At 72.1% G+C, this 24,416-nt stretch carries 18 protein-coding genes; 11 read left to right on the plus strand and 7 right to left on the minus strand.

The genetic code is table 11. From position 1 onward, the window contains the following. Window positions 1–128: 128 nt before the first annotated feature. A complete protein-coding gene (msrA, locus tag AB0K35_RS34115) occupies window positions 129–791 on the minus strand; it encodes a peptide-methionine (S)-S-oxide reductase MsrA (protein WP_363890751.1) in 663 nt (220 codons plus the stop codon). Between the two features lie 76 nt (window positions 792–867). Further along, window positions 868–1,290 (minus strand): HIT family protein, encoded by a 423-nt coding sequence (locus AB0K35_RS34120; RefSeq protein WP_363890754.1) that lies wholly within the window; start codon window positions 1,288–1,290, stop codon window positions 868–870. Window positions 1,291–1,431: 141 nt separating this feature from the next. On the opposite strand from AB0K35_RS34120, the gene AB0K35_RS34125 reads away from it, so the two are divergent. From AB0K35_RS34125 to ilvA, 4 genes are all read left to right on the plus strand, one after another. Further along, window positions 1,432–2,475, plus strand: coding sequence for a hypothetical protein (locus AB0K35_RS34125; protein ID WP_363890757.1), 1,044 nt, complete (start codon window positions 1,432–1,434; stop codon window positions 2,473–2,475). A 109-nt stretch (window positions 2,476–2,584) separates the two neighbouring features. Beyond that, the gene (locus tag AB0K35_RS34130; protein WP_091394199.1) at window positions 2,585–3,727 is read left to right on the plus strand and encodes a cystathionine gamma-synthase; all 1,143 of its coding nucleotides are present in this window, start codon (window positions 2,585–2,587) and stop codon (window positions 3,725–3,727) included. A gap of 13 nt (window positions 3,728–3,740) precedes the next feature. After that, window positions 3,741–5,150, plus strand: coding sequence for an amidase family protein (locus AB0K35_RS34135; RefSeq protein WP_238666656.1), 1,410 nt, complete (start codon window positions 3,741–3,743; stop codon window positions 5,148–5,150). 77 nt (window positions 5,151–5,227) lie between these two features. Continuing rightward, the gene (ilvA, locus tag AB0K35_RS34140; RefSeq protein ID WP_238666655.1) at window positions 5,228–6,448 is read left to right on the plus strand and encodes a threonine ammonia-lyase; all 1,221 of its coding nucleotides are present in this window, start codon (window positions 5,228–5,230) and stop codon (window positions 6,446–6,448) included. A gap of 96 nt (window positions 6,449–6,544) precedes the next feature. Here the strand turns inward: ilvA and greA are convergent, their stop codons facing one another. Both greA and AB0K35_RS34150 read right to left on the minus strand, forming a co-directional pair. Beyond that, window positions 6,545–7,042 (minus strand): transcription elongation factor GreA, encoded by a 498-nt coding sequence (gene greA / locus AB0K35_RS34145; protein ID WP_124854723.1) that lies wholly within the window; start codon window positions 7,040–7,042, stop codon window positions 6,545–6,547. A gap of 156 nt (window positions 7,043–7,198) precedes the next feature. Beyond that, window positions 7,199–7,639 carry a DUF4307 domain-containing protein gene (locus AB0K35_RS34150; RefSeq protein WP_238666654.1) on the minus strand — a complete coding sequence of 147 codons (441 nt, stop codon included), beginning with the start codon at window positions 7,637–7,639 and terminating at the stop codon, window positions 7,199–7,201. Window positions 7,640–7,841: 202 nt separating this feature from the next. Here AB0K35_RS34150 and mca point away from each other — a divergent pair, with 202 nt between their 5' ends. From mca to purE, 6 genes are all read left to right on the plus strand, one after another. Continuing rightward, the gene (gene mca, locus AB0K35_RS34155) at window positions 7,842–8,723 is read left to right on the plus strand and encodes a mycothiol conjugate amidase Mca (RefSeq protein WP_238666653.1); all 882 of its coding nucleotides are present in this window, start codon (window positions 7,842–7,844) and stop codon (window positions 8,721–8,723) included. 48 nt (window positions 8,724–8,771) lie between these two features. Further along, window positions 8,772–9,065 (plus strand): hypothetical protein, encoded by a 294-nt coding sequence (locus AB0K35_RS34160; protein ID WP_238666652.1) that lies wholly within the window; start codon window positions 8,772–8,774, stop codon window positions 9,063–9,065. 179 nt (window positions 9,066–9,244) lie between these two features. Continuing rightward, entirely contained in the window at window positions 9,245–11,776 is a 2,532-nt protein-coding gene (locus AB0K35_RS34165) for a bifunctional diguanylate cyclase/phosphodiesterase (protein ID WP_238666651.1), read from the plus strand. A 52-nt stretch (window positions 11,777–11,828) separates the two neighbouring features. Further along, the gene (locus AB0K35_RS34170; RefSeq protein WP_363890762.1) at window positions 11,829–13,865 is read left to right on the plus strand and encodes a thioredoxin domain-containing protein; all 2,037 of its coding nucleotides are present in this window, start codon (window positions 11,829–11,831) and stop codon (window positions 13,863–13,865) included. A 121-nt stretch (window positions 13,866–13,986) separates the two neighbouring features. Further along, window positions 13,987–15,162: a 5-(carboxyamino)imidazole ribonucleotide synthase gene (locus AB0K35_RS34175; RefSeq protein WP_363890765.1), complete on the plus strand. Its 1,176-nt coding sequence runs from the start codon at window positions 13,987–13,989 to the stop codon at window positions 15,160–15,162. Between the two features lie 32 nt (window positions 15,163–15,194). Further along, window positions 15,195–15,686: a 5-(carboxyamino)imidazole ribonucleotide mutase gene (purE, locus tag AB0K35_RS34180; protein WP_363890768.1), complete on the plus strand. Its 492-nt coding sequence runs from the start codon at window positions 15,195–15,197 to the stop codon at window positions 15,684–15,686. A 153-nt stretch (window positions 15,687–15,839) separates the two neighbouring features. On the opposite strand, the gene AB0K35_RS34185 is transcribed toward purE, so the two are convergent. Together AB0K35_RS34185 and AB0K35_RS34190 are read right to left on the minus strand one after the other, a co-directional pair. After that, a complete protein-coding gene (locus AB0K35_RS34185; protein ID WP_363890770.1) occupies window positions 15,840–20,732 on the minus strand; it encodes a permease in 4,893 nt (1,630 codons plus the stop codon). Between the two features lie 151 nt (window positions 20,733–20,883). Further along, window positions 20,884–22,311 carry a UDP-glucose/GDP-mannose dehydrogenase family protein gene (locus AB0K35_RS34190; protein ID WP_238666646.1) on the minus strand — a complete coding sequence of 476 codons (1,428 nt, stop codon included), beginning with the start codon at window positions 22,309–22,311 and terminating at the stop codon, window positions 20,884–20,886. Window positions 22,312–22,561: 250 nt separating this feature from the next. On the opposite strand from AB0K35_RS34190, the gene AB0K35_RS34195 reads away from it, so the two are divergent. Beyond that, entirely contained in the window at window positions 22,562–23,725 is a 1,164-nt protein-coding gene (locus AB0K35_RS34195; RefSeq protein WP_363890772.1) for an acyl-CoA dehydrogenase family protein, read from the plus strand. Window positions 23,726–23,777: 52 nt separating this feature from the next. Here AB0K35_RS34195 and AB0K35_RS34200 read toward each other — a convergent pair. Further along, on the minus strand, window positions 23,778–24,416 hold a 639-nt coding region (locus AB0K35_RS34200), incomplete at its 5' end, for an ISAs1 family transposase (protein ID WP_363890775.1).

The following is a 24,416-nucleotide window of genomic DNA, read 5'->3' on the forward strand; positions in this document are numbered from 1 at the left end:
GCCCGCCCCCCCGGTGGGGTGGGGGGGGGGGGGGGCCCGGGGGCGTTGGGGGGGGGTGGGGCGGGGGCGCCTCGGCGGGGGGGGGGCGGGCCCCCCCCCCCCCCCCGACGGGGTGGTGTGCGTCTTGGTCAGCCGCCGACTCGGGCCACGCCGACCGGGCAGCTCAGCCCGTTCGGGCCGTGGTTGCAATAACCATTCGGGTTCTTGGTCGGCGCCAGGTACTGCTGGTGGTAGTCCTCGGCGAAGTAGTAGCTGCCGAGCGGCGCGATCTCGGTGGTGATCTCACCCTTGCCGGCCCGCGTCACGATCGGCTGGAACGCGTCCCGGGACGACTCCGCGATGGTCCGCTGCTCGTCGGTGGTCGTGTAGATCGCCGAGCGGTACTGGGTGCCCACGTCGTTGCCCTGGCGCATGCCCTGGGTCGGGTCGTGGTTCTCCCAGAAGACCTTCAGCAGATCCTCATAATTGATCTTGCTGGGGTCGTACACCACCTGGACGACCTCGGCGTGCCCGGTCCGGCCGGAACACGTCTCCTCGTACGTCGGGTTCTTGGTGATGCCACCCGCGTAGCCGGCGGAGGTGGTGTAGACACCGGGCAGCGTCCAGAACAGCCGCTCGGCACCCCAGAAACAGCCCATGCCGAAGACCGCTACCTGAAGGCCCTCAGGGAACGGGCCCTTCAACGAGGTGCCCAGCACCTCGTGGCGGTCGGCGACCGGCATGGCGATCGAACGGCCCGGCAGGGCCTGGTCGGGCGAGACCATATCGGCGTTCATACGGCGCAAAAACACGGTGGGGATCTCCTTTCGTACCACTCCCAGCGTGTAACACCGGAGGGTCCACCTTCCTTACCCGCGTGACAGTCAGTCAGGCCCCGCCGGGGAGCGCCGCTGCGATCCGGTCCGCGTACGCCTGGGCCTCGGTGTCGTCGTCGTACCGCGTGCGCGGCCAGAAGAAGCCCCGCAACCCGTCGCCCTTGGTGCGAGGGACCACGTGGGTGTGCAGGTGGGGCACCGATTGGGACACCTTGTTGTTCATCGCCACGAACGTCCCACCGGCGCCGAGAGCGGTCTCTACCGCCACCGCGAGCCGCTGAACCATGGCGAAGTAGTCGGGCAGCAGGTCGGCCGGCAACTCCGCCAGGGTCACCAGGTGCACTCGGGGCACCACCAGGACATGGCCCTTGAACACCGGCCGGGTGTCCAGGAAGGCCACCCCGTCCGGGGTGTCGGCGACCCGGAACGCCGGCACCTCGCCCGTCACGATCCCGCAGAACACGCAACCGTTCATCGGCCCAGGCTATGCCGGCGGCCTCGCGAGGCACGGCGCCCCCCGCACGTGAACCGACTGTGGTAATCATCTACGTGAATGAATGAACGCGGGGTGATCCCGGCCGTCGGCGTGCGCGTCGACGCTCCGAAAGGACCAAGCTTGCAGAACAGAAGAGGCCTCACCCTGGCGCTGGCGGCGCTGATCGCCGGGCTGCTCACCGGCGCGACCCCGGGCCACGCCCAGGCGGCCGCCGCGCCGACCGCCGTCGCACTGCCGCTGAACACGGTGGCCGACGTGGTGTCGGCCGGTGACCGGGTCTTCGTCAGCGGTGGCAGCTCCGCAACCGATGTCGTGGTGACCAGCGCGACAGGCACCGTGGTCGGCACGCTGTCGGGCCTGCCCGGCCCCACCGACCTGCTGCTCAGCGCCGACCGGCGGACCCTCTACGTGGCGCTGCCCACCGCCAACGCCATCGCCGCCTTCGACACTGGCTCGCTGATCGAGTCGGCCCGGTACGACACCGGCGCGGGCGAGTGCCCGTCGTCGCTGGCGTTGACCGGCCGGTACCTGTGGTTCGGTTACGGCTGTGACCAGTGGGGCGGCAACATCGGCCAGATCGACCTGGGACGCCAGCCGGCCCGGGTGACGACGGGGATGGCCGCCACTCAGGACTTCTACGGCGCTCCGCTGCTCGCCGCCGCCAGCCAGAACCGGTCGGTGCTGCTGGCCGGGCAGATGTCGTTGAGCCCGGCGTCGGTCTACGCGTACGCCATCGGAGCCGGGGGAACGCTGACCCTGCTGCGGGCGAGTGGCTGGACGGCGATCGGCAGCAACCTGCGGGACATCGCCCTCGACCCGACCGGTACCACCGTCTACACCGCGGCCGGTGCCCCGTACGAGGTGCAGGCGTTCCCGTTCGCCGACATCACCACGCCCTCCGCGACCTTCCCCACCGGCGCCTACCCGGCCGCCGTCGAGCCGTCCCGCGACGGCACCAGGATCGCCGCCGCAGCGGACACGTCGTACCTGTTCGTCCATCGGCCGGACGGCACCGAACTGACCCGCTTCGTGCTGGGAGGCGGTGAGCTGAGCCCGGGTGGGTTGGCCTGGTCGCCGAACAGTGCACGGCTCTACGCGCTCTCCTACGACTGGACCGGGAGAAACCCGGCCACCCTGCACGTCCTGCCCGTACCGGCCGGCTGACCGGCCGTCGGCCCCTGGCTGGCACACGGGGCCGGGCCGGAAGGCCCGGCCCCCACCGGGAGCGCGGGTTCCGTTCCCGCCCTCGGGGCGGGGCACTAGCCTCACCAGAATGAGTCACGGCTTCGAGACGCTCGCCATCCACGCCGGTCAGGACCCCGAGGCCCGCACCGGCGCGGTGATCCCACCGATCTACCAGACCAGCACGTACGCCCAGGACGCTGTCGGCGCACCTCGTCTCGGCTACGAGTACAGCCGCTCCGGCAACCCGACCCGTGACGCGCTCCAGGAGTGCCTGGCGGCGCTGGAGGGCGGGCCGGTGGGGCTCGCCTTCGCCAGCGGCCTGGCGGCGGAGGACACCCTGCTGCGGGCCGTGTGTCAGCCCGGCGACCACGTGGTGATCCCGGACGACGCGTACGGCGGCACGTACCGGCTCTTCGCCCGGGTCGCCCAGCGCTGGGGCCTGGAGTTCAGCCCGGCCAAGGTCTCCGACCCGGACGCGGTCCGGGCGGCGGTGCAGCCCGGTCGTACGAAGATCGTCTGGGTGGAGACGCCGACCAACCCGCTGCTCGGGATCGCCGACATCGCCGCCCTGGCCGCCGTGGCACATGACGCGGGCGCCCTGCTGGTGGTGGACAACACCTTCGCCTCGCCGTACCTGCAGCAGCCGATCGCCTTCGGCGCGGACGTCGTGGTGCACTCCACCACCAAGTACGTCGGCGGGCACTCCGACGTGGTCGGTGGCGCCCTCGTCGTCGCCGACGCCGGGCTCGGCGAGGAGTTGCGCTACCACCAGAACGCGATGGGCGCGATCAACGGTCCGTTCGACGCCTGGCTCACCCTGCGGGGCATCAAGACCCTCGGGGTACGTATGGACCGGCACTGCGACAACGCCGAGCGGCTCGCCGCGTACCTCGACGGTCACGCCAAGGTCGCCCAGGTGCTCTATCCGGGCCTGCCCTCGCACCCCGGTCACGAGGTGGCCGCCAAGCAGATGCGCAGGTTCGGCGGCATGATCTCGTTCCGCGCCGCCGGTGGTGAGGACCACGCCGTGGACATCTGCAACCGGGCCAAGCTCTTCGTGCTCGCCGAGTCGCTGGGTGGTGTGGAATCCCTGATCGAGCACCCGGGTCGGATGACACACGCAAGTGCTGCCGGCTCGCCGCTTGAAGTTCCCGGGGATCTCGTGCGACTGTCTGTCGGCATCGAGACGGTCGACGACCTACTCGCCGATCTGGAGCAGGCGCTGGGCTGACCGCTGGGGGAGGATGGCCGTGCAGGACATCATGGCGACCTGGGTCGGAGCGACCGCCAAGCAGATCGCCCGGGGCGTACGCCGAGGTGACGTCTCGGCGACCCAGGTCGTCGCCGACCACCTCGAGTACATCTCCCGAGCCGACAGTGAGCTGGCCGCGTTCCGCGCCGTTCGCGGCGGTGAGGCGATCACCGAGGCGGAGAAGGTCGACGAGCAGGAGGACCTGGCCAACCTGCCGCTGGCCGGGGTTCCGGTGGCGGTCAAGGAGAACACACCGGTCGCCGGTCTGCCCACCTGGAACGGGTCGGCCGCCGCCCGCACCGACGTGGCGGAGGCCGACCACGAGGTGGTGCGTCGGCTGCGCGGCGCCGGCGCGGTGATCCTCGGCGTGACCCGGATGCCGGAGCTGGGGCTGTGGGCAGTGACCGACGACGACAGCGGGGTGACCCGTAACCCCTGGGACAGCACGCGTACCCCCGGTGGGTCCTCCGGTGGTGCCGCCGCCGCTGTCGCCGCCGGGCTGGTGCCGATCGCGCACGCCAACGACGGTCTCGGCTCGATCCGGATTCCCGCGGCCTGCTGCGGACTCGTCGGGCTCAAGCCGGGCCGGGGCGTGGTCCCCTGCCAGCTCGGGGCGGACGACTGGTTCGGCCTCACCGAGCACGGCATGCTCACCAGCACTGTCGCCGACGCGGCGGTCGGCTTCTCGGTGCTCGCCGGCCGGCGTCCCGAGAAGCTGGTCCCCCCGCAGCGGCTGCGGGTGGGTGTCTCGCTGCGTTCGCCGGTGCGCGGTGTCGCACCGGACGCGCCAAACCGGGACGCGGTCGCCGCCGCCGGTCGGCTCCTCGCCGCCGCCGGGCACGACACCGTGCCGGCCGATCCGGTCTACCCGACCGCGCTCGGCCTGCAGGGCATCGCCACCTGGCTCGCCGCGGCCGCCACCGACGTCCGGGCCTCCGGTCTGGACCGGCGTGGGCTGCAACGGCGGACCCGGCGACACGTCGCGCTCGGCGAGTGGGCGCAGCGTCGCGGCTACGTGCGGGAGGCGGACCGGGCCGCCTGGCGGCAACGGTCCGTCGACTTCTTCACCGACCACTCGGTCGACCTGCTACTCACCCCGGCGCTGGCCAGCGCGCCACCGGAGGCGGCCCGCTGGTCGGAGCGGTCCTGGCGGGCGAACATGTCAGCCAACATCCGGTACGCCCCGTACGCCGCACCCTGGAACATCGCCGGCCTGCCGGCGGTCGTCGTGCCGGTCGGCCGCCGCCCGGACGGCCTGCCGGTCGCCGTGCAGCTGGTCGGTCCGCCCGGTTCGGAGCTGCTGCTGCTCGGTGTGGCCGGTCAGTTCGAGATGGCCGCGCCGTGGACGCGTCACGCCCCCGGCTACCCCCGGGTCGGCACGGAGTCGCCGGCCACCGCCTGACCGTCGACTGTGTGCGCGCTGTCGGGCACTGCGGTGTCGCCGCCGAGGGGCCCGGAGTCGGGTGGCACGATCGGGGCATGACGGAACTGGTCGGTCTCGACGACGTGCGGGCCGCACGGGAGTTGCTCGCTGGCGTCACCCGCACCACCCCACTGGAGCCCTCCCGGCCGCTCAGCGCGGCACTGGGCGGGCCGACGTGGCTCAAGTGCGAGAACGTGCAGCGCGCCGGCTCGTACAAGGTGCGGGGAGCGTACGTGCGGATCTCCCGGTTGTCGGCGGCGGAGCGGGAGCGCGGCGTGGTAGCGGCGAGCGCTGGCAACCACGCGCAGGGCGTGGCACTTGCCGCCGGCCTGGTCGGCACGCACGCCACCGTCTTCATGCCGGTCAACGCGCCGCTGCCGAAGGTGGCCGCCACCAAGGGGTACGGCGCGCAGGTCGAGCTGGCCGGGAACACCGTCGACGAGTCGCTGGTCGCGGCGCACACGTACGCCGAGCGCACCGGCGCGGTGCTGATCCACCCGTTCGACCATCCCGATGTGATCGCCGGGCAGGGCACCGTGGCGCTGGAGATCCTCGAACAGTGCCCGGACGTGAAGACGATCATCACCGGGGTGGGCGGCGGCGGTCTGATCTCGGGCATGGCGGTGGCCGTGAAGGCGTTGCGCCCGGACGTCCGGATCATCGGCGTGCAGGCGGCCGGGGCGGCGGCGTTCCCACCCTCACTGGTGGCCGGGGAACCGGTCCGGCTGCCCATCTTCTCCACCATCGCCGACGGCATCGCGGTCGGCCGGCCGGGCGAAATCACCTTCAACCACGTGCGCAAGCTGGTCGACGAGATCGTCACGGTCTCCGAGGAGGACATCTCCCGGGCCCTGCTGATGCTGCTGGAGCGGGGCAAGCAGGTGGTCGAGCCGGCCGGGGCGGTCGGTGTGGCCGCGCTGCTGGCCGGCGTGGTCGAGGTGGAGACCCCTGTGGTCGCGGTGCTCTCCGGCGGCAACATCGACCCGCTGCTGATGCTGCGGGTGATCGAGCACGGGTTGGCCGCGGCGGGTCGCTACCTGCGGGTGACCGTCCGCTGTTCGGACCGGCCGGGGCAGCTCGCGTCGCTGCTCAGCCAGATCGCCGAGCACCGGGCCAACGTGGTGGACGTGGAGCACCAGCGGGCCAACCCGCACCTCAGCCTCGGCGAGGTGGAGGTGGCGCTGTCGGTGGAGACCCGGGGCGTCGAACACTCGGACACCCTGATCAGCGCCCTACGGGCCAGCGGCTACCAGGTGGTCTTCGCGGCCGAGGCGTGACACCGGTGGGTGCCACGCCTCGGATGCGCGGTGTTTCGACAGCGGGTGCCGGCGTCGGTCGAGCCGGCCGGCAGCGGGTGGCGCGACCGGCGAGAATCAGCCGGAGAACGGCTCGAAGCTGACCACTGTCACCTTGATGTCGGCGCCGCTGGGCGCCGTGTAGGTGCAGGTCTGCCCGGCTCGACCACCCAGGATCGCCTTGCCCAGCGCGGACTCGGGGCTGTAGACGGTCAGGTCCGTCGTGGCCGCGATCTCCCGGGAACCGAGCAGGAAGGTCTCGGTGTCGTTTGTGTCGTCGTCGAAGTAGATCGTCACCACCATGCCCGGCGACACCGCGTCGGCGGTCGGCGCCGCGCCGACCTTCGCGGTGCGCAGCAGCTCCTGCAGGTAGCGGATGCGTCCCTCGGCCTTGCCCTGCTCCTCGCGGGCGGCGTGGTAGCCGCCGTTCTCCTTGAGGTCGCCCTCCTCGCGCCGAGCGTTGATCTCGGCTGCGATCGCCGGACGGTTGGCGATGTGCTCGTCGAGCTCGGCCTGGAGGCGGTCGTACGCGTCCTGCGACAGCCAGGTGGCGGGCGCCTCGTTGCCAGTGGACACAGGCGTTCTCCTCAGTTGTGCGTGGCTGGCTGACAGGTGAACTACCAAGTTACCAGTGCGCTACGACACAGCGTGTCGGCCATCACCGCCGGTGTCCGGATCCGACACCGGCGGTAGGCACCCCGTCAGCTCCGCTTCTGGTGCTGTTCGAGCAGCTCAGGACGGTGGTCGGCAACTCAGGACCTCGCCGATGAACGGCCGCGCGGTGGTGGCCAGGAGGTGCTGGGTCCTGACATGCCGATCCCCGGGATCGGCGGTCACGGTGACCTGTTCGCGGCCGACCTCGGCGCCGGCACGGTCCCGGGCGCGCACCAGGCAGACCGCTGATCCACCGGGCGGGACGGTGACCCGAAAGTCGAGAAGCACCTGCTTGTCCGTGATGTCGGTGTACGTGATCACCTGGGCGTCGTAGACCGGATCACCGTACTGCCGGTAGAGCCGGACCGAGATCACTGTCAGCGTCGCCACGAGCGCCAACAGCGCCAGCGCGGCCAGCAGCGTACGGCGGCGCTTTCCGCCCGGTGCCCGACGGCGGCCGTAGCGTCCGGCCGGGAATACCGGCGCGCCTGGTGAAATTGTGGCGTGCGTCTCGGTCACCGGCGGGTATCTCCTGGCGTTGTTGTCGGCGGCATCGGCAAGAATGACAGAGCCCCATCCTCCCACCCGGTCCAGCCGCAGGAATGGCAGGTCATGCCCGGCGCTGGTGGCCGGTGACAGGTGCGGTGAGGAAAGATCCCGGCAGGTCAGCCGGTCGAGCCCGGTCGGGTCCACCGTCCGGCACAGACGAGGAGCGCCGAAGTTGGCAGAGCAACTGCGTCTCATGGCCGTGCACGCGCACCCGGACGACGAGTCGAGCAAGGGCGCGGCGACGACGGCGAAATATGTCGCTCAGGGGGTGGACGTCCTGGTCGTGACGTGCACCGGTGGCGAGCGCGGGAGCGTGCTCAACCCCAAGCTCGACCGACCCGACGTGTGGGCCAACATCGGCGAGATCCGGCGTGCCGAGATGGACGCCGCGCGGGCGATCCTCGGCGTCGACCAGGCATGGCTGGGCTTCGTCGACTCGGGTCTGCCCGAGGGCGATCCGCTGCCGCCGCTGCCCGAGGGCTGTTTCGCCCTCCAGGACGTCGAGGTCGCCGCGGGCCCGCTGGTGCGGTTGATGCGCGAGTTCCGTCCGCACGTGGTGACCACGTACGACGAGGAGGGTGGCTACCCGCACCCGGACCACATCATGTGCCACAAGGTGAGCGTGGCCGCGTTCGAGGCCGCCGGTGACCCGGAGCGCTACCCGGAGCTGGGCGCGCCCTGGCAGCCGCTGAAGCTCTACTACGACATCGGCTTCTCCAAGGGCAAGATCATGGCTTTGCACGAGGGCATGCTGGCCGCCGGTCTGGAGTCGCCCTACGAGGATTGGCTCAAGCGATGGGAGGACCGCCCCGACAAGGGCCCGCGGATCACCACCCGGGTCGAGTGCGCCGAATACTTCTCGGTCCGCGATGACGCGCTGCGCGCCCACGCCACCCAGGTCGACCCGGACGGCTTCTGGTTCCACGTGCCGATGGAGTTGCAGAAGCGCGCCTGGCCGACCGAGGATTACGAGCTGGCCCGCTCGATGGTCGACAGTCCGCTGCCCGAGTCCGATCTCTTCGCCGGGGTGCGGGAGACGGCGCACGCGCGCTGATTCCCGGCGGCGCTACCCTGGTTACCAACCGCACATCGGAGGAACGCCATGCTGACCGCTGCCCAGGTGCTCGCGGAGAACAACTTCGGGGACACCCGCACGGGTGGTCTGGCCGGGCCGATGGGCCTCTTCCTCATCCTGCTGCTGGCCACCGCGACCATCCTGCTGATCCGCAACATGAACGCTCGGCTGCGCCGTCTGCCGGACCGTTTCCCCCAGCAGTCCGGGCCGACCGACCCGACCAGGGCCGATGCGACAGTCGTCGATCCGACAGACGGGACCGGTGGGCGTGATTCATCCACGCCCGCTCCCAACGGGCACCAGCAGCACCTGAACGGGTAGTCCGCGCATGAATCACGCCGAACCGGGTGGTCGCCCCCTGTTGCGACCACCCGGTTTGGCTTAGCCTTCCGCCGGGGGGACCAAAAGTCTCCGAGCCGTGTGCAGGAGGGGGCGCCGATGACCAGCACAGCACCGGCCGCCCACCGAGACGTCGGTCGGTCGGCTGACGGGGGAGGTCGATGACCTCCGGTCCGGCCGACGACCCGTTCGATCGGCTCGGGGTGCGTGGCACACCGGGCCGGCTGCTCGTGCTCACCGCCGCCGTCACGCTGACCGCCCTGGCCGCCGCCGCGGTCGGGTTGACCCTCCCGGTCCGGTTGCCGGCCGACGACCCCCTCGGCGGTCCGGCCCGCTTCGGCATCGCCGTCGCCGTCCTGGCCCTCGCCCAGCTCGCCCGGCTGCGATTCCGCTCGGCCGCCGGCATGGTCAGCATCACCTGGGGCGAGGCCGCCCTGATCGTCTGCCTCTACCTGACTCCAGCCGGCTGGCTCCCGTCCGCCACGCTGCTCGGCACCGGGCTGGCCTGGACGTTGCTGTCACTGCACAACGACCGCCGTCCGGCCCTGGAGATCGTCCGGATCGCCGCGTCGCTGGCCGCCGCGTCGGCACTTGCCGTCTCCGTGACCACCGCGCTCGGGCGGCCGCTGCTCTCGCCACCCACCCCCATCCTGGCGCTGGCCGTGATCGCCGGTTCGGTGACGTACCTCCTGGTGACCGCCTGGCTCGGCGGCGTGACGCTGGGCCTGCGGCACGGGTTGCCGATCGGGCCGCCGCTGCTCGCCGCGCTGCGCGGCAAGCTGTTGATGTTCGTCGGCAACGTGGCGGTCGGCCTCGTGGTGGTCGCCCTGCTGGAACTCGACCCGCGCTGGTTGCTGTTGCTGCCGCCACTGCTGTGGCTGTTGCAGCAGACCTACCGTTACCGGCTGCGCTCCGATCAGGAGCGCCGCACCTGGCGTGCCTTCGCGGAGGCCACCGCGGCCCTCAACCAGCTCGACGAGCGGGGCGTGGCCAGCGCGGCGGTCACCGGGGCGCTGACGCTGTTCAACGCCGAGCTGGTGGACGTCGACGTGGCCCGGGCCGACGGCCGGTGGCACCGCTATCGAGGCGACGCCGGCGGCCAGCTTGTCGACCGGGAGACCGGCCCACCGGACCAGTCGGAGCCGGACGAGCACGAGCTGAGCCGGGCGCTGTCGGTCGGTGCCACGCCGGTCGGCCGGCTGCGGGTGCGGTTCCCCCGCTCGGCCCCGCCCACGGCCCGGGAACATGACGCGGTGGCCGCGTTCGGCGATGCCCTCGCCGCCGCGCTGCACGACGCCGCGACCCACCACGAGCTGCGGCTGGTGACCGCCCGTTCGTCGTACGAGGCGGTGCACGACCCGCTCACCGGGCTCGCCAACCGGGCGGCGATGCTGAGCAAGGGCGACCAGTCGCTGCGACAGCTCAGCCACGACCACCCGGTGGCACTGCTGCTGCTGGACATCAACCAGTTCAAGGAAGTCAACGACACCCTCGGCCACGCGGCCGGTGACCAGTTGCTGCGACTGACCGCGAACCGACTCAACGCGCTGGTCCGCGCCGGTGACCTGCTCGGTCGACTCGGTGGTGACGAGTTCGCCCTGCTGCTCACGGCGGTGCCGGTGCTCGGCGACCGGGCCGCCCCGATGGCCCACGCGTTGCGGCAGGCCCGCGAGATCGCCGAACGGTTGGCCGCACCGACCGAGGTGGCCGGCGTACGGATGTCCATCGAGGTCTCGGTCGGGGTGGTGGTGGCCGCCGCCGGCACCGCGGACCTGACCGAGCTGCTGCGTCGGGCCGACATCGCGATGTACCAGGCCAAGGAGGGCGGCGGCAACGTCGCCGCGTACGACGGCGCACGCGACGCGGCCAGCACCGACCAGCTCGCCCTGCTGGCCGAGCTGCGGGAGGCGTTGAAGGTCGACGATCAGCTGGTGCTGGCGTTGCAGCCGGCGGTCGACCTGGCCACCGGTGCGCCCACCGGGGTGGAGGCGCTGATCCGTTGGCAGCACCCCCGGCGTGGGTGGCTGAACCCGGCCGACTTCATCCGCCCGGTGGAAAACAGCGAGCAGCTCGGCACCTTCACCCGCTACGTGCTCGACAAGGCGCTCAGCGTGGCCGCCAGTTGGGCACGGGAGGGGTTGGACGTCCCGATCTCGGTCAACCTCTCGGCGCGCAGCCTGCTCGACCCCCGGTTGCCGGCGGAGATCGCCGAGGCGTTGCGCCGCCACCAGGTGCCGCCGCACCGGCTCGTTCTGGAGATCACCGAGACGGTGGTGATGAGCGAGCTGGAGGTCATCGACGAGGTGTTGGCGACGCTCCGGTCGATGGGCGTGCAACTCGCTGTCGACGACTTCGGCACCGGCTTCTCGTCGCTGACCTTCCTCACCCGGATCGCCGTGGACGAGTTGAAGGTGGACCGTTCCTTCGTCATCCGGATGGCCGACTCGCCGGAGGCCGCCGCGATCGTCCGGACGACCGTCGGCCTGGCCCACGAGTTGGGGCTGCGGGTGGTCGCCGAAGGGGTGGAGACCGCCGAGCAGCGAATGGCCCTGGCCGAGTTGGGTTGCACCTCCGCGCAGGGCTACCACTTCTTCAAGCCCATGCCAGCGGACAAGATCGGCGCGGTGCTGGGGTCGCTGCGCGACTCGGCGGAGTCGAACGTGTTCCGGCTCCGCGCCGACGGCGCTTCCTGACCGTCCGGGTCGAGCCCGCGCGGTCCGCGCCGGGGCTGGCTATGGTCGTCAGGTGAATCGACTCGCCGACGCCACCAGTCCGTACCTGCTGCAGCACGCCGACAACCCGGTCGACTGGTGGCCGTGGTCGGACGAGGCGTTCGCCGAGGCGAAGCGGCGGGACGTTCCGGTGCTCATCTCGGTGGGCTACGCGGCCTGCCACTGGTGCCACGTCATGGCGCACGAGTCGTTCGAGAACGAGCAGGTCGGCACCCTGATGAACGACAACTTCGTGTCGATCAAGGTGGATCGTGAGGAACGTCCGGACGTGGACGCGATCTACATGACCGCCACCCAGGCGATGACCGGCCAGGGTGGTTGGCCGATGACCGTCTTCGCCACCCCGGACGGCACCCCGTTCTTCTGCGGCACCTACTTCCCGCAGCCCAACTTCGTCCAGTTGCTCCAGTCGGTCGCCACCGCCTGGCGGGAGCAGCGCGAGGCGGTGCTGGGCCAGGGCGCCGCGGTGGTCGAGGCGATCGGCGGCGCGCAGGCCGTGGGCGGCCCCACCGCGCCGCTGGACGCCCCGCTGCTCGACGCGGCGGCCGCAACGCTGGCCAGCGAGTACGACCGCACCAACGGCGGTTTCGGCGGCGCCCCGAAGTTTCCGCCGCACATGAACCTGCTCTTCCTGCTGCGTCACCACCAGCGCACCGGCGACCCGGGCAGCCTGGAGATCACCCGGCACACCGCCGAGGCGATGGCCCGGGGCGGCATCTACGACCAGCTCGCGGGCGGCTTCGCCCGCTATTCGGTCGACGCGCACTGGACGGTGCCGCACTTCGAGAAGATGCTCTACGACAACGCGCTGCTGCTGCGGGTCTACACCCAGCTGTGGCGACTCACCGGTGACCCGCTGGCCCGCCGGGTGGCCCGGGACACCGCCCGGTTTCTCGCCGACGAGCTGCACCGGCCGGGGCAGGGGTTCGCGTCCGCCCTGGACGCCGACACCGAGGGCGTCGAGGGGCTCACCTACGCCTGGACGCCCGCCCAGCTCGTGGAGGCGTTGGGCGAGGAGGACGGCCGGTTCGCCGCCGACCTGTTCACAGTCACCGACCAGGGCACCTTTGAGCACGGCATGAGCGTGCTCAAGCTCGCCCGGGACGTGGACGACGCCGCGCCCGAGGTGCGTGCCCGCTGGCAGCAGGTGGTCGGGCGGCTCCTCGCCGCCCGGGACACCCGCCCCCAGCCGGCCCTCGACGACAAGGTGGTGGCCGCCTGGAACGGCCTGGCGATCACCGCCATCGCCGAGTTCCAGCAGGTCGCCGCCGTGTACGCGTCCCCGCAGGACGAGGACGCCAACCTGATGGACGGCGTCACCATCGTCGCCGACGGGGCGATGCGCCAGGCCGCCGAGCACCTGGCCACCGTGCACCTGGTGGACGGCCGGCTGCGCCGGGTCTCCCGGGACGGCAAGGTCGGCGAGCCGGCCGGTGTCCTGGAGGACTACGGCTGCGTCGCCGAGGCATTCTGCGCGCTGCACCAGCTCACCGGCGAGGGCCGCTGGCTCACAGTGGCCGGCGAGCTGCTGGACACCGCCCTCGCGCACTTCGCCGCGCCCGGTGGTGCCTTCTACGACACCGCCGACGACGCGGAGCGGCTCGTCGCGCGGCCGGCCGACCCCACCGACAACGCCACCCCGTCCGGCCGGTCGGCGTTGATCGCCGGGCTGGTGGCGTACTCGGCGCTGACCGGGGAGACGCGCTACCGGGAGGCCGCCGAAGCGGCCCTCGGCACTGTCGCGCCCATCGTCGGCAGGCACCCCCGGTTCGCCGGGTACGCGGCCACTGTCGGGGAGGCGTTGCTCTCCGGGCCGTACGAGATCGCAGTGGTCACCGACGACCCGGCCGGCGACCCCCTGGTGGCCGCCGCCCGCCGGCACGCGCCGCCCGGAGCGGTGGTCGTCGCCGGGCGTCCGGACCAGCCGGGTGTGCCGCTGCTCGCCGACCGTCCGCTGGTCGAGGGGCGGTCCGCCGCGTACGTCTGCCGGGGTTTCGTCTGCCAGCGGCCGGTCACCTCGGTCGAGGAGCTGGTAGCCGAGCTGGGCTGAGCGCACGGCCACGCCCGGTAGTCGCCAGCGCCGCCCGCCGGGTGGCCCCGCCAGCGCTTCCGAGGTGGGTCGCCAGCCCTCCCGGTGGGCCCGTCGGCGGCCCGGATAGGCTGGCCGCGCTATGGATTCCCGTACCGGTCTGCCAGTTGTCGGCATGGTGGGTGGCGGCCAGTTGGCCCGGATGACCCACCAGGCCGCGATCGCCCTCGGCCAGTCACTGCGTGTGCTCGCGACCGCCCTCGACGACGGCGCGGCGCTGGTCGCCGCCGACGTCCAGTACGGCGACCACACCGACCTGGCCGCGCTGCGCACCTTCGCCAAGGGCTGCGACGTCGTCACCTTCGACCACGAGCACGTGCCCTCCGAGCACATCCGCACGCTGGCTGCGGAAGGGGTACCCCTCTACCCGCCGGCGGACGCGCTGCTGCACGCCCAGGACAAGCAGGTCATGCGGGAACGCCTGACCGAGCTGGGCGCTCCCAACCCGGCCTGGCGGCCGGTCGGGGAGCCCGCCGACCTCGTCGGCTTCGGCGAGCAGGTCGGCTGGCCGGTGGTGCTCAAGGCGGCCCGTGGTGGGTACGACGGCCGGGGCGTCTGGATGGTCGACGACGCCGCCCAGGCCACCGAGTTGGCTACCACGCTGCTCGCCGGCGGCACCCGGCTGATCGTCGAGGAGCGGGTGCCGCTGCGGCGAGAGCTGGCAGTGCAGGTGGCCCGTTCGCCGTTCGGTCAGGTGGCCGCGTACCCGGTGGTCGAGACCGTGCAGCGCGACGGCATCAACGTGGAGGTGCTGGCCCCGGCACCCGGCCTGGACGAGGAGTTGGCGGTCTCCGCGCAGCAGCTCGCCATCGACCTGGCCACCGCGCTCGGTGTGATCGGCCTGCTGGCCGTGGAGTTGTTCGAGGTGCGCGACGACGCCGGCCGGCCCGCGATCGTGGTCAACGAGCTGGCGATGCGTCCGCACAACTCCGGGCACTGGACCATCGAGGGCGCCCGGACCTCGCAGTTCGAGCAGCACCTGCGAGCCGTGCTGGACTACCCGATGGGCGACACCGCGCTGACCGCCCCGGTGGTGGTGTCGGCGAACGTGCTCGGCGGCGAGCCGGGCGGAATGTCGATCGACGAGCGGTTGCACCACCTTTTCGCCGCCGAGCCGGGTGCCAAGGTGCACCTGTACGGCAAGCAGGTGCGACCCGGCCGCAAGATCGGGCACGTCACGGTGCTCGGTGACGACCTGGACGACCTGCGGGCGCGGGCCGCCCGGGCCGCGCGCTGGCTGCGCGAGGGCCACGAGTGAGTCACGGTTTCGGGAACGACGAGAGGGCCGCAGTGAGCACGGTTGGCTTGATCATGGGCAGCGACTCGGACTGGCCGACAATGCGGGCCGCCGCCGAGGTGTTGGACGACTTCGGCGTGGCGTACGAGGTTCGGGTGATCTCGGCGCACCGGACTCCGGTCGCGATGATCGAGTACGGGCGCGACGCCGCCGACCGGGGTCTCAAGGTGATCATCGCAGGAGCTGGGGGTGCCGCCGCGCTGCCCGGCATGGTGGCCTCGGTGACGCCGCTGCCGGTGGTCGGTGTGCCGGTGCCACTGAAGCACCTCGACGGCATGGACTCGCTGCTGTCCATCGTGCAGATGCCGGCCGGGATCCCGGTCGCCACCGTGTCGATCGGCAACGCCCGCAACGCCGGCCTGCTCGCCGTACGGATCCTCGGTGCCGCCGACGAGGGCCTGCGCGCCAAGATGGCGACCTACCAGCAGGACCTGGAGAAGCTGGTGGCAACAAAGGAAGCCGCCCTGCAAGCCACCCTGCACTAACCCCCCGCCCTGCACCCCGCGATCTTGCACTTTCGGTCGTTGTTCTGCGGCTTTCACGCCTTATGTCGCAACAGAAAGTGCAAGATCGCGGGCGGCAGCGCGACCCGCGCCCGTACACCGGCGCACTCGCCCACGCCGCAGGGACCCTCCGACCTACCTCATGCCGCGTAGGGCTGTCTGTAGACGTTCCTGGGCGCGGCGTCGGCGCTCGTTGCTCGCGCCGAGCACCAGCAGCAGGATGCCCACCGGGATCAGCGCCAGCCACGGGCCCAGGCTGAACAGGGCGTGGATCGCCGTGATCGCGGTGACCGACGCGCCGACGATCACCGGGGCCTGCTGCCGACTGGACGAGCCGAAGATCAGCACCGCGACAGCGCCGAGCAGCAGCAGCATCTGCCGCACCGTGCTGGACTCGGTGGCCAGCACGATTGCCAGCGTCGGCACGAAGGTCGCGACCAGCGCCGGCCCGTACGCCACCCAACTGCTCATGTCGGGTCGGTGGCGCAGTTCCAGGACTCCGACGAGGAGGGCCAACACGGCGAACGGCAGCGTGTACGCCTCGGGCAACGCCACGTCGGCGACGCGCATCAGGATCCACCACGCGGTGATCTCACAGACCACCACCGACCAGAACAGGATCCGACGTTCCACCGGCCGGCGACCGGGTCGGGTGGCCGCCACCCCGAGGACAGCGCCCCAGGCGGCCAGCAGGGCGGCGATGTGGCGGGGCGAGTCGAAGGCGAGGGCCAACGCGATCAGCGCGGCAGCGTACCCGGTCCACTCCACGGTGGATGCTTCCCGTTGCGCCTCGGGGCGGCGCAGCCGGGGCAGTGTCGCGGCGAGCACCTGTAGGACCGCGCCGACGGCGAGCACCCCGAACGCCGACCAGACCGCCGCCAGCCCGGCGACCAGGCCGGCGGTGAGCACGAAGAGCTGCGCCATGAGGGAGGCGAAGAGCCAGCCGAGGATGCGTGCCCGCTGGGTGGTGCCGAACAGCGCAGCCACCGCGCCCACCCCGACCGCGCTGCCGAGGGTGAACAGTGTCATCTGCCGGTCGGCCAGGCTGCCGGCGAGCCCGGCGCTGCCACCGGCCAGACCGATGGCGAACACCAGCACCCGGGCCAGCCGCAGCGAGCGGGCACGCTCGACCAGCGGCGGCGGTGGGGTCAGTGCGAGACCGAGCATCGCGATGGTGAAGACGGAGAGCGCGGCGACGGTGCTGGCGGGCCAGCCCTGGCCCAGCGCGATGGGTGCGATCAGCAGCGTGACGGCCGCCCCGGGCAGCACCACCGGCACGGCCCGGGAACGCCGCCCGCCGCTGAACCCGGTGGCGGCCAGCGCGGCGGTCGCGGTGAGCAGCAACGCCGTCAGCACGTGGGTCGGGTTGACCACGTCCGGTGGTGGGGTTTGCAGCTCCGGCGGCGGGCCCTGCCAGATCCGGGTCAGTGTGCGGTGCGGTTCTATCAGGGCGGTGAGCAGCGCGGGTGCGATCGAGGCGAGCGCCAGGGCGGTCGGCAACGCCGCAGCGGCCAACGCCCCAGCGGCCGGGTTGACCCGCCACCGCCGACTCTCCGCGTCGTCCGGCAACCGCCGTAGGGCGCCGTCGAGCCGTACCGCCCAGCGCCGGACCGGCTGGGCCGCGCCGGTGGGCGGCACTGTGGCCGCGCGGATCAGCTCGGCCAGTACGCCGAGCAGGGCGGCGGCGGCCGCGTAGACGCCAGCGGCGAGGCCGGTGGGGATGGCGGCGAGGGCGCTGATGGTGGCCCCGCCGACCACCGCCACGCTGACCCAGGGCAGATATTGCGGCACCAGCCGGCGGACCGCGGCCACGGCGGCCAGACCGAGGCTGGTAGCGGCCAGCGCGGCGGTCAGCACCACCTGCGCCGAGTGTTCGAACTCGGCGGAGAGCGCCGCCACCGCACCGGGGAGGGCCAGCAGGGCGGCACCGATCGCCGCGCCGCCGATCTGCGCCAGGTGCGGCGGCATTCCCTCGGTGTCGATGTCGACGACCTGTGGACCGGCGAGGACGCGGGCCAGCGTGGCCACCACCACGCCGATCAGCGCGATGCTGCCCAGCGCCAGGGCCGTGGTCCACGGGCGGACCAGTCCGGCTCCGGCGGCGTGCAGCGCGACGACCCCGGCCACTGTGGCCCGGGACAGCCCGGCGCGCGCCTCCTCCGTTGCCACCGCGGCCATGCCGAACACTGTGGCGACCATTCCGCCGACGAGTACCGGCGACCACCAGGCCAGATCGAATGCGGCCGGTGCGCCGATCGTGGCGAGCACCACCGCCACACCGGACACGTCCCAGCGCCACGGCGGCGGGAGCAGGATGCCGGCGGCGAGGGCCAGCAGCGCCAGCGCGACCGGCGCCTGCCAGGTGGCGCCGCCGACGGGGGCGGCCGGCCAGTCGCTCAGGTCGCCCCTCCAGATCGCTCCGGGGGTGGCCAGCACGCCGACCCCACCGCGCACCGCCGACCAGCCGGCGAGGACGCCGATCAGGACGCCGCCGACGGTGAGGCCGAGGATCGGACCGCGTCGCCACTCCTCCGGCATACTGCGGGCGCCCACGGCGACCACCAGAAGCAGGGCGGCGGCCACCGCCAGCTGCCCGCCCGGGGCGAGCACCGCGCCGATCCGTACCAGCGTGGCGATCAGGGCGGTGGTGACCGCTGCGGCGGCCAGGTCCGAGCCGTCGAGGGTGAGGTCGGCTCGACGGCCGGCGTCGATGGAGGGGGCCAGGAAGAGCAGCACCGCCGCGACCAGCAGGAGCGCGCCCACCCAGGCGTCGGCGACTGTCGCGCCGGGCGCCCCGAACGCCGCGGCGGTGACCATCAGCGCGCCCAGCCCGGTGCCGAGCGACAGCGGAGCGGGAATGTGGCGCTGGGAGACCTGCACGACTGCCGCGTAGCCCAGTGTCACGCAGACCGCCAGGAAGCTGGCCGCCAGGATCGGGACGGTCACCTCGCGCAGGCTCGCCGGGGTGGGGGTCGGGTCGCTCGGCATGGTCGCGGCCACGAACGCCGCCACCGCCCCGGGCAGCGCGAACGCGGCGCCACCGGCGGCCCAGGCGGTGACCGTGTCGGAGGCGGCCGAGGCGATCCTGATCCGGGGCGCCAGCGTGACCAGCGTGCCGGCCACGAACAGACTGATCAGGACCGCGGCGGTGAGGGTGGGGCTGACCAGGCTGGCACCCGCGCCGAACAGGCCGACCACGGCCGCCCCGATGGCGTGCGCCACAGCGGCTCGGTCGGTGCGGGCGGAGAGCCCGATGACCCCGATGCCGATCGCGGTGATCACCATTGGCCAGGGTGCCGCCGCCCAGCCGAGGCCGAACGAGGCCGGAACGGCGAGCGCGGTCAGCGCCGCGCCGGCGACAGCGAACTCCCGGCGGATCTCGCTGGGCAGGGCCAGCACCGCCGCGATGGTGAGCAGGAACGCGGCACCCGCGAGCTGCCAGGTCGTCGGCCCGACCGCGGCGGCCAACTCGCCGGGGTACCGGCTGAGGTCGGGGTTCCAGGCGGGCAGTGCCGCCCGGACCGGTGCCACCCCGGCGCGTAGCGCGCCGCCGGCGACCACCAGGCCACTGACGGTCAGCGCCACCGCGGAGGCCAACTGTGGGCCACGTCGGGCCGCCTCCGGGACCGCGCGCACCGCCAGCCCGGTCACCGTGATGACCGCCGCGATCAGCAGCAGCGCCCGGCCGGGGAGGGCCACCGAGGCGATCCGGCTGAGCGAACCGATCACCGCCAGGGTGACGATGCCGGCCGCGACGTCCGGCAGCGGCGGACGACGCAGCACCAACGCGCCGGCCAGCCCGATCATGGCGGCCAGCAGCAGCACCACCCCGGCGCCGGCCGCCGTCGGCACGGTCTGCGCCCGCAGCAGGGCGGTGACCGCGTACGCCAGCGAGACGGCGACAGCCACTGCGTGCAGCAACCAGGTCAGCTCACGCAGGCCGGGCACCGGGCGGGCCGGCTGGGGGTCGGCGGAGCCGCCGCTGGCGTCGATCAGCTCGGCGGCCTCCTCCGGGTCGCCCTCCGGCCGGCTCTCGGCGTCGCGTTGGCGGGGCGCGGCCGGCGTGCCCGGCGCTGGCAGGTCCTGCCGGACGGGGCGTTCGACAGTCACGCCGGAGCGGGCCAGGCCGAGGTTGACGAGGGCGACAAGGGCCAGCACCAGGGCCCAGCCGCCCGGGCCGGTGATCTGGTCGTACGCCAGCAGAGGCAGCACCGGCTGGGCGGCGAGCACAGTGGCGAAGCGGGGCGCGCGTAGACCGGTCCAACCGGCGTACCCGAATGCGACGGCGGCGGTGACTGCGAAGATCACCCCGGCGAAGACAGTGCCGGAGCCGCCGCCGACGCCGATCCGGTCCACCGCCCAGAGGGCGTTGCCGGCGAGCGGCACCAGCAGCAGACCGACAGCGGCGATGGTCTCGGCGGTCGAGGTGAGCCCGCGCCGGGCCAGTGCCGGCGGGGCGAGCAGCATCAGCACTGTGGCCAGGAGCAGGATGCCGAGCCGGGCCAGCGCGTCCATCGAGCTGGTGGCCACCGCGGCGAAGACCACGGCGGCCACGCCGAGCAGCAGCGCGCCAAGCCCGAGCGGAATGTTCTGCACCTCGCGCGAGGACGCCTCCGGCGGGTGCTCCGGGTCGTCCACGTCCAGCCAGGCGGCTGGTGGGGGCGGCGGCGGATCCTCCGGGGCGGTCGGAGTGCCCTGGCGGGGCACCCGGGGTGGCGCTCCCATGGTGGCCGTCGGTGGCCGTCGGCCGGGGCGGCGGCGCAGCACCCGGCGTGGCCGGGTGGCCTGCTTGAGCCGCTCCTCGCCGGCGTGCGCGAGGATGTCCCGTTGGAAGAGCGCGGCCTGCATCTTCGCGGCGATCTGGCGCTGCTCGCGGGCGATGGCGGCGTCGCGCGCCTTCATCTCCGCTATCGAACGCTCAATGTCGGCCAGGTGCTCGACCCACTGTGGTTGATCTGCCCCACAGTGGGGGCATCGGACAGCCGGCTTGATCTCCCGGCCGCACGAGGAGCATTGAAAGGTCGCCACGACACCCCTCCACCCGCACTGTGGACTCCCACTGTCGCAGCATGCCCAAAGCTGGCGCGGATTTCGACTCTTGTCGGCGGGTCCGGGGCAAACAACGACACCGGCCGGCCACCGAGATGCTCGATTGCCGGCCGGTGATGCGTCGGTTGGGTCAGGGGCGACCCATGCCCCGGTACTCCCAGCCCGCCTGGGCCCACAGTGCCGGGTCGAGGCAGTTGCGGCCGTCGACGACCTTGCGACCCTTCACCAACTCGCCCAGGGCGACCGGATCAGCGTTGCGGAAGTCGGCCCACTCGGTGAGGACGCAGACCAGGTCGGCCTCGTTGACCGCCTCGTTGATGCTGCTCTCGTAGGTCAACTCGGGGACCGCGCGGCGGGCGTTCTCGGTGCCCTGCGGGTCGTACACGTGCACGTCGGCGCCGGCCTTGTGCAGCAGCGCGGCGACGGCGAGCGCCGGGGCGTCGCGGACGTCGTCGGTGTTGGGCTTGAAGGTGGCACCGAGCACGGCGATCCGGGTGCCGGAGAAGTCCGGGCCGGCCGGGCCGGAGCGGCGGCCGAGCAGGTCCGCGGCGAGTTGGAGCACCCGGGTACGCCGACGCAGGTTGATCAGGTCGACCTCGTGCAGGAAGCGCAGCGCCTCGCCGGCACCCAGCTCCTGGGCGCGGGCCTGGAAGGCCCGGATGTCCTTGGGCAGGCAGGCGCCTCCGAAGCCGAGGCCGGCCTGGAGGAACCGGTTGCCGATGCGCGGGTCGTAGCCGATCGCGCGGGCCAGTTGGGTGACGTCGCCACCGGAGGCCTCGCAGACCTCGGCCATGGCGTTGATGAAGGAGATCTTGGTGGCCAGGAAGGCGTTCGCGGCGACCTTGACCAGCTCGGCGGTGGAGAAGTCGGTCACCACGAGGGGTACCTCGCGGTCCTCGGTGGCGGCCAGGTCGAACACGCCCTTGTGCGCGGCGTAGAGCATGCCGTTGGCCCACTCGCTCTTGACGCCGACCACGATCCGGTTGGGCCGCAGGACGTCGTCGACGGCGAAGCCCTCCTGGAGGAACTCGGGGCTCCACGCCACCTCGACGTCCAGGTCGTCCGGCGTGTGCTTGCCGACGAGCTGCTCGACCCACTCGGCGGTGCCGACCGGCACGGTGGACTTGCCGACGATCAGCGCCTTGCGGGTCAGGTGCTGCGCGAGGCTGGTGACCGACGCCTCGACGTACGACAGGTCGGCGCCCATGCCGTCGGCCCGCTGCGGGGTGCCCACGCAGATGAAGTGCACGTCACCGAACTCGGCGGTCTCGGCGATGTCGGTGCTGAACCGGAGGCGGCCGGCGGCGAGGTTGCGTCGGAGCAGCTCGTCCAGGCCGGGCTCGTGGATCGGCACCTGACCGGCGTTCAGCATCGCGATCTTGTCGGCGTCGACGTCGAACCCGAGAACCTCGTAGCCCAGTTCGGCGTAGCAGATGGCGTACGTCGCACCGAGGTAACCAGTCCCTAGGAACGTCACCCGCGGCCGGGGTGCGCCCGAGGGCGGGGTCACCGCGGCGATGGCGGGGGTCGGCTGGATGGTGGGGTAGGGGATCGTCACGCCTGTCTTCTCCGCTCGCGCTGGCGTCGCGTCGTCGCGTCGCATTCTGCTGCGGCGCCTGGGCGGGGCACCGGAGGGTGGCTCACTGTTTCAATCTCCATCATCGCTGAGCGCGTTAGGTGCACCGTCCTGCCCATACCTACGCGCCGGTAACATCACCTGAACTGCAGTCGCTAGTCTTCAGTCTGCGCGGTCGGCGGTCAGGAGTCGTCACAGACTGCGCATGATAGTGGTGAAGGGGAGGGTCGAGATGGCCGCAGGGGAGTCGTTCGACGTCTACCGGTTGCCCGAGGAGCACCAGGCGATCCGGGAAGCCGTGCGAGAGGTCTGCGCCGCGAAGGTGGCGCCGCACGCCGCGGAGGCCGACGAGACGGGGGAATTCCCCAAGGCGTCCTACGACGCGCTGCGAGCGGCCGACTTCCACGCACCGCACATCCCCGAGGAGTACGGGGGCGCGGGCGCGGACGCGCTGGCCACCGCCATCGTCATCGAGGAGGTGGCCCGCGCCTGCGCGTCCTCCTCGCTGATCCCGGCGGTGAACAAACTCGGCACGATGCCGCTGTTGTTGTCCGGTTCCGCCGATCTCAAGACTCGCTACCTGACGCCGGTCGCGGCCGGTGACGCGATGTTCTCGTACTGCCTCTCCGAGCCGGAGGCGGGCAGCGACGCGGTGTCCATGACCACCAGGGCGGTGCGTGACGGGGATCACTGGGTGCTCAACGGTGTGAAGCGCTGGATCACCAACGCAGGGGTGTCCGAGTTCTACACGGTCTTCGCCGTCACCGACCCGTCTGCCCGGTCCCGGGGCATCTCGGCCTTCGTGGTCGAGAAGTCCGATGCCGGGGTGAGCTTCGGCGCGCCGGAGAAGAAGCTCGGCATCAAGGGCTCGCCCACCCGCGAGGTCTACCTCGACAACGTGCGGATCCCGGCCGACCGGATGATCGGCGCGGAGGGCACCGGCTTCGCGACAGCGATGAAGACCCTGGACCACACCCGGGTCACCATCGCCGCGCAGGCCGTCGGGATCGCGCAGGGCGCGCTCGACTACGCGAAGGTGTACGTGGCGGAGCGTCGCCAGTTCGGCAAGGCGGTCGCCGAGTTCCAGGGGATCCAGTTCATGCTGGCCGACATGGGCATGAAGCTCGAGGCTGCCCGGCAGCTCACGTACGCGGCCGCCGGCAAGTCGGAGCGTGGCGACGCGGATCTCACCTACTTCGGCGCGGCGGCGAAGTGCTTCGCCTCCGACGCCGCGATGGAGATCACCACCGACGCTGTGCAGTTGCTCGGTGGCTACGGCTACACGCGGGACTACCCGGTCGAGCGGATGATGCGGGACGCCAAGATCACCCAGATCTACGAGGGCACCAACCAGGTCCAGCGGATCGTCATGGCCCGGCAACTGCTCAAAGGCTGAATCGCATCCGTTGTCATAGGTCAGGGCGTTCGCAAGGTAGAGGTATGCCCGTTTAGTCGAGTCCGAGTAGTTGTAGGGATCGGTACGGATTCCGGTTGTTTCGCCGCAGGGTTGGTGCGATGGATGTGATGCCGGCGAGGCGGAGCAGGCTGATCGCGGTGTTGCGTAGGGTGGCTAGGGCTCGGGGTGCGTTGCCGGTCCGTAGGCGGCTGGCGTCTTCGCGGTAGGTGGTGTCGCGGATGTGGTGTAGGACCTCGATGGACCAGTGGCCGCGGAGCCAGTCGGCCAGTTCGGCGGGTCCGGCCTGCTCGGCGGTGAGGTTGGTGATCGCGTAGACGGTGACGGTGGTCCAGCGGTCGGTGCCCGGGTTGTAGCGGCGACGGCGGATCCGCAGGGCCTGGGTGGCGTGCGGGAAGTCCAGGGCGAGGGCGCCGAGACAGGTGACCGCTTGCAACCGGCGGATGTCATGGCGGCCGTGCCCACGGTCGTGGGTCTGGTCCAGGGCTTCGATCTTCGCCCATGGCAGGGCCTTGACCTGCCGATACAGGCGCCTCTGGTTGCGTTTGACGACGAAGACGTAACCGGCGTTCTTCTCGACTAGCCAGCGGGCATGTTCGCGTTGGGTGTGTAGCGCGTCCGCGGTGATGACCGCCCCGGCCAGGTCGAGGGTGTCCAGCATGGGCACGAACCT

This window comes from Micromonospora sp. NPDC053740 (assembly GCF_040677775.1).
Classification (GTDB): domain Bacteria; phylum Actinomycetota; class Actinomycetes; order Mycobacteriales; family Micromonosporaceae; genus Micromonospora; species Micromonospora alfalfae.

Bases quoted from the DNA above. Each gene is read 5' to 3' on its own strand.
- AB0K35_RS34120 (WP_363890754.1), bottom strand. From the start codon at position 1,290: ATGAACGGTTGCGTGTTCTGCGGGATCGTGACGGGCGAGGTGCCGGCG.
- AB0K35_RS34130 (WP_091394199.1), top strand. From the start codon at position 2,585: ATGAGTCACGGCTTCGAGACGCTCGCCATCCACGCCGGTCAGGACCCC.
- AB0K35_RS34135 (WP_238666656.1), top strand. From the start codon at position 3,741: ATGGCCGTGCAGGACATCATGGCGACCTGGGTCGGAGCGACCGCCAAG.
- ilvA (WP_238666655.1), top strand. From the start codon at position 5,228: ATGACGGAACTGGTCGGTCTCGACGACGTGCGGGCCGCACGGGAGTTG.
- AB0K35_RS34160 (WP_238666652.1), top strand. From the start codon at position 8,772: ATGCTGACCGCTGCCCAGGTGCTCGCGGAGAACAACTTCGGGGACACC.
- AB0K35_RS34165 (WP_238666651.1), top strand. From the start codon at position 9,245: ATGACCTCCGGTCCGGCCGACGACCCGTTCGATCGGCTCGGGGTGCGT.
- AB0K35_RS34175 (WP_363890765.1), top strand. From the start codon at position 13,987: ATGGATTCCCGTACCGGTCTGCCAGTTGTCGGCATGGTGGGTGGCGGC.
- AB0K35_RS34195 (WP_363890772.1), top strand. From the start codon at position 22,562: ATGGCCGCAGGGGAGTCGTTCGACGTCTACCGGTTGCCCGAGGAGCAC.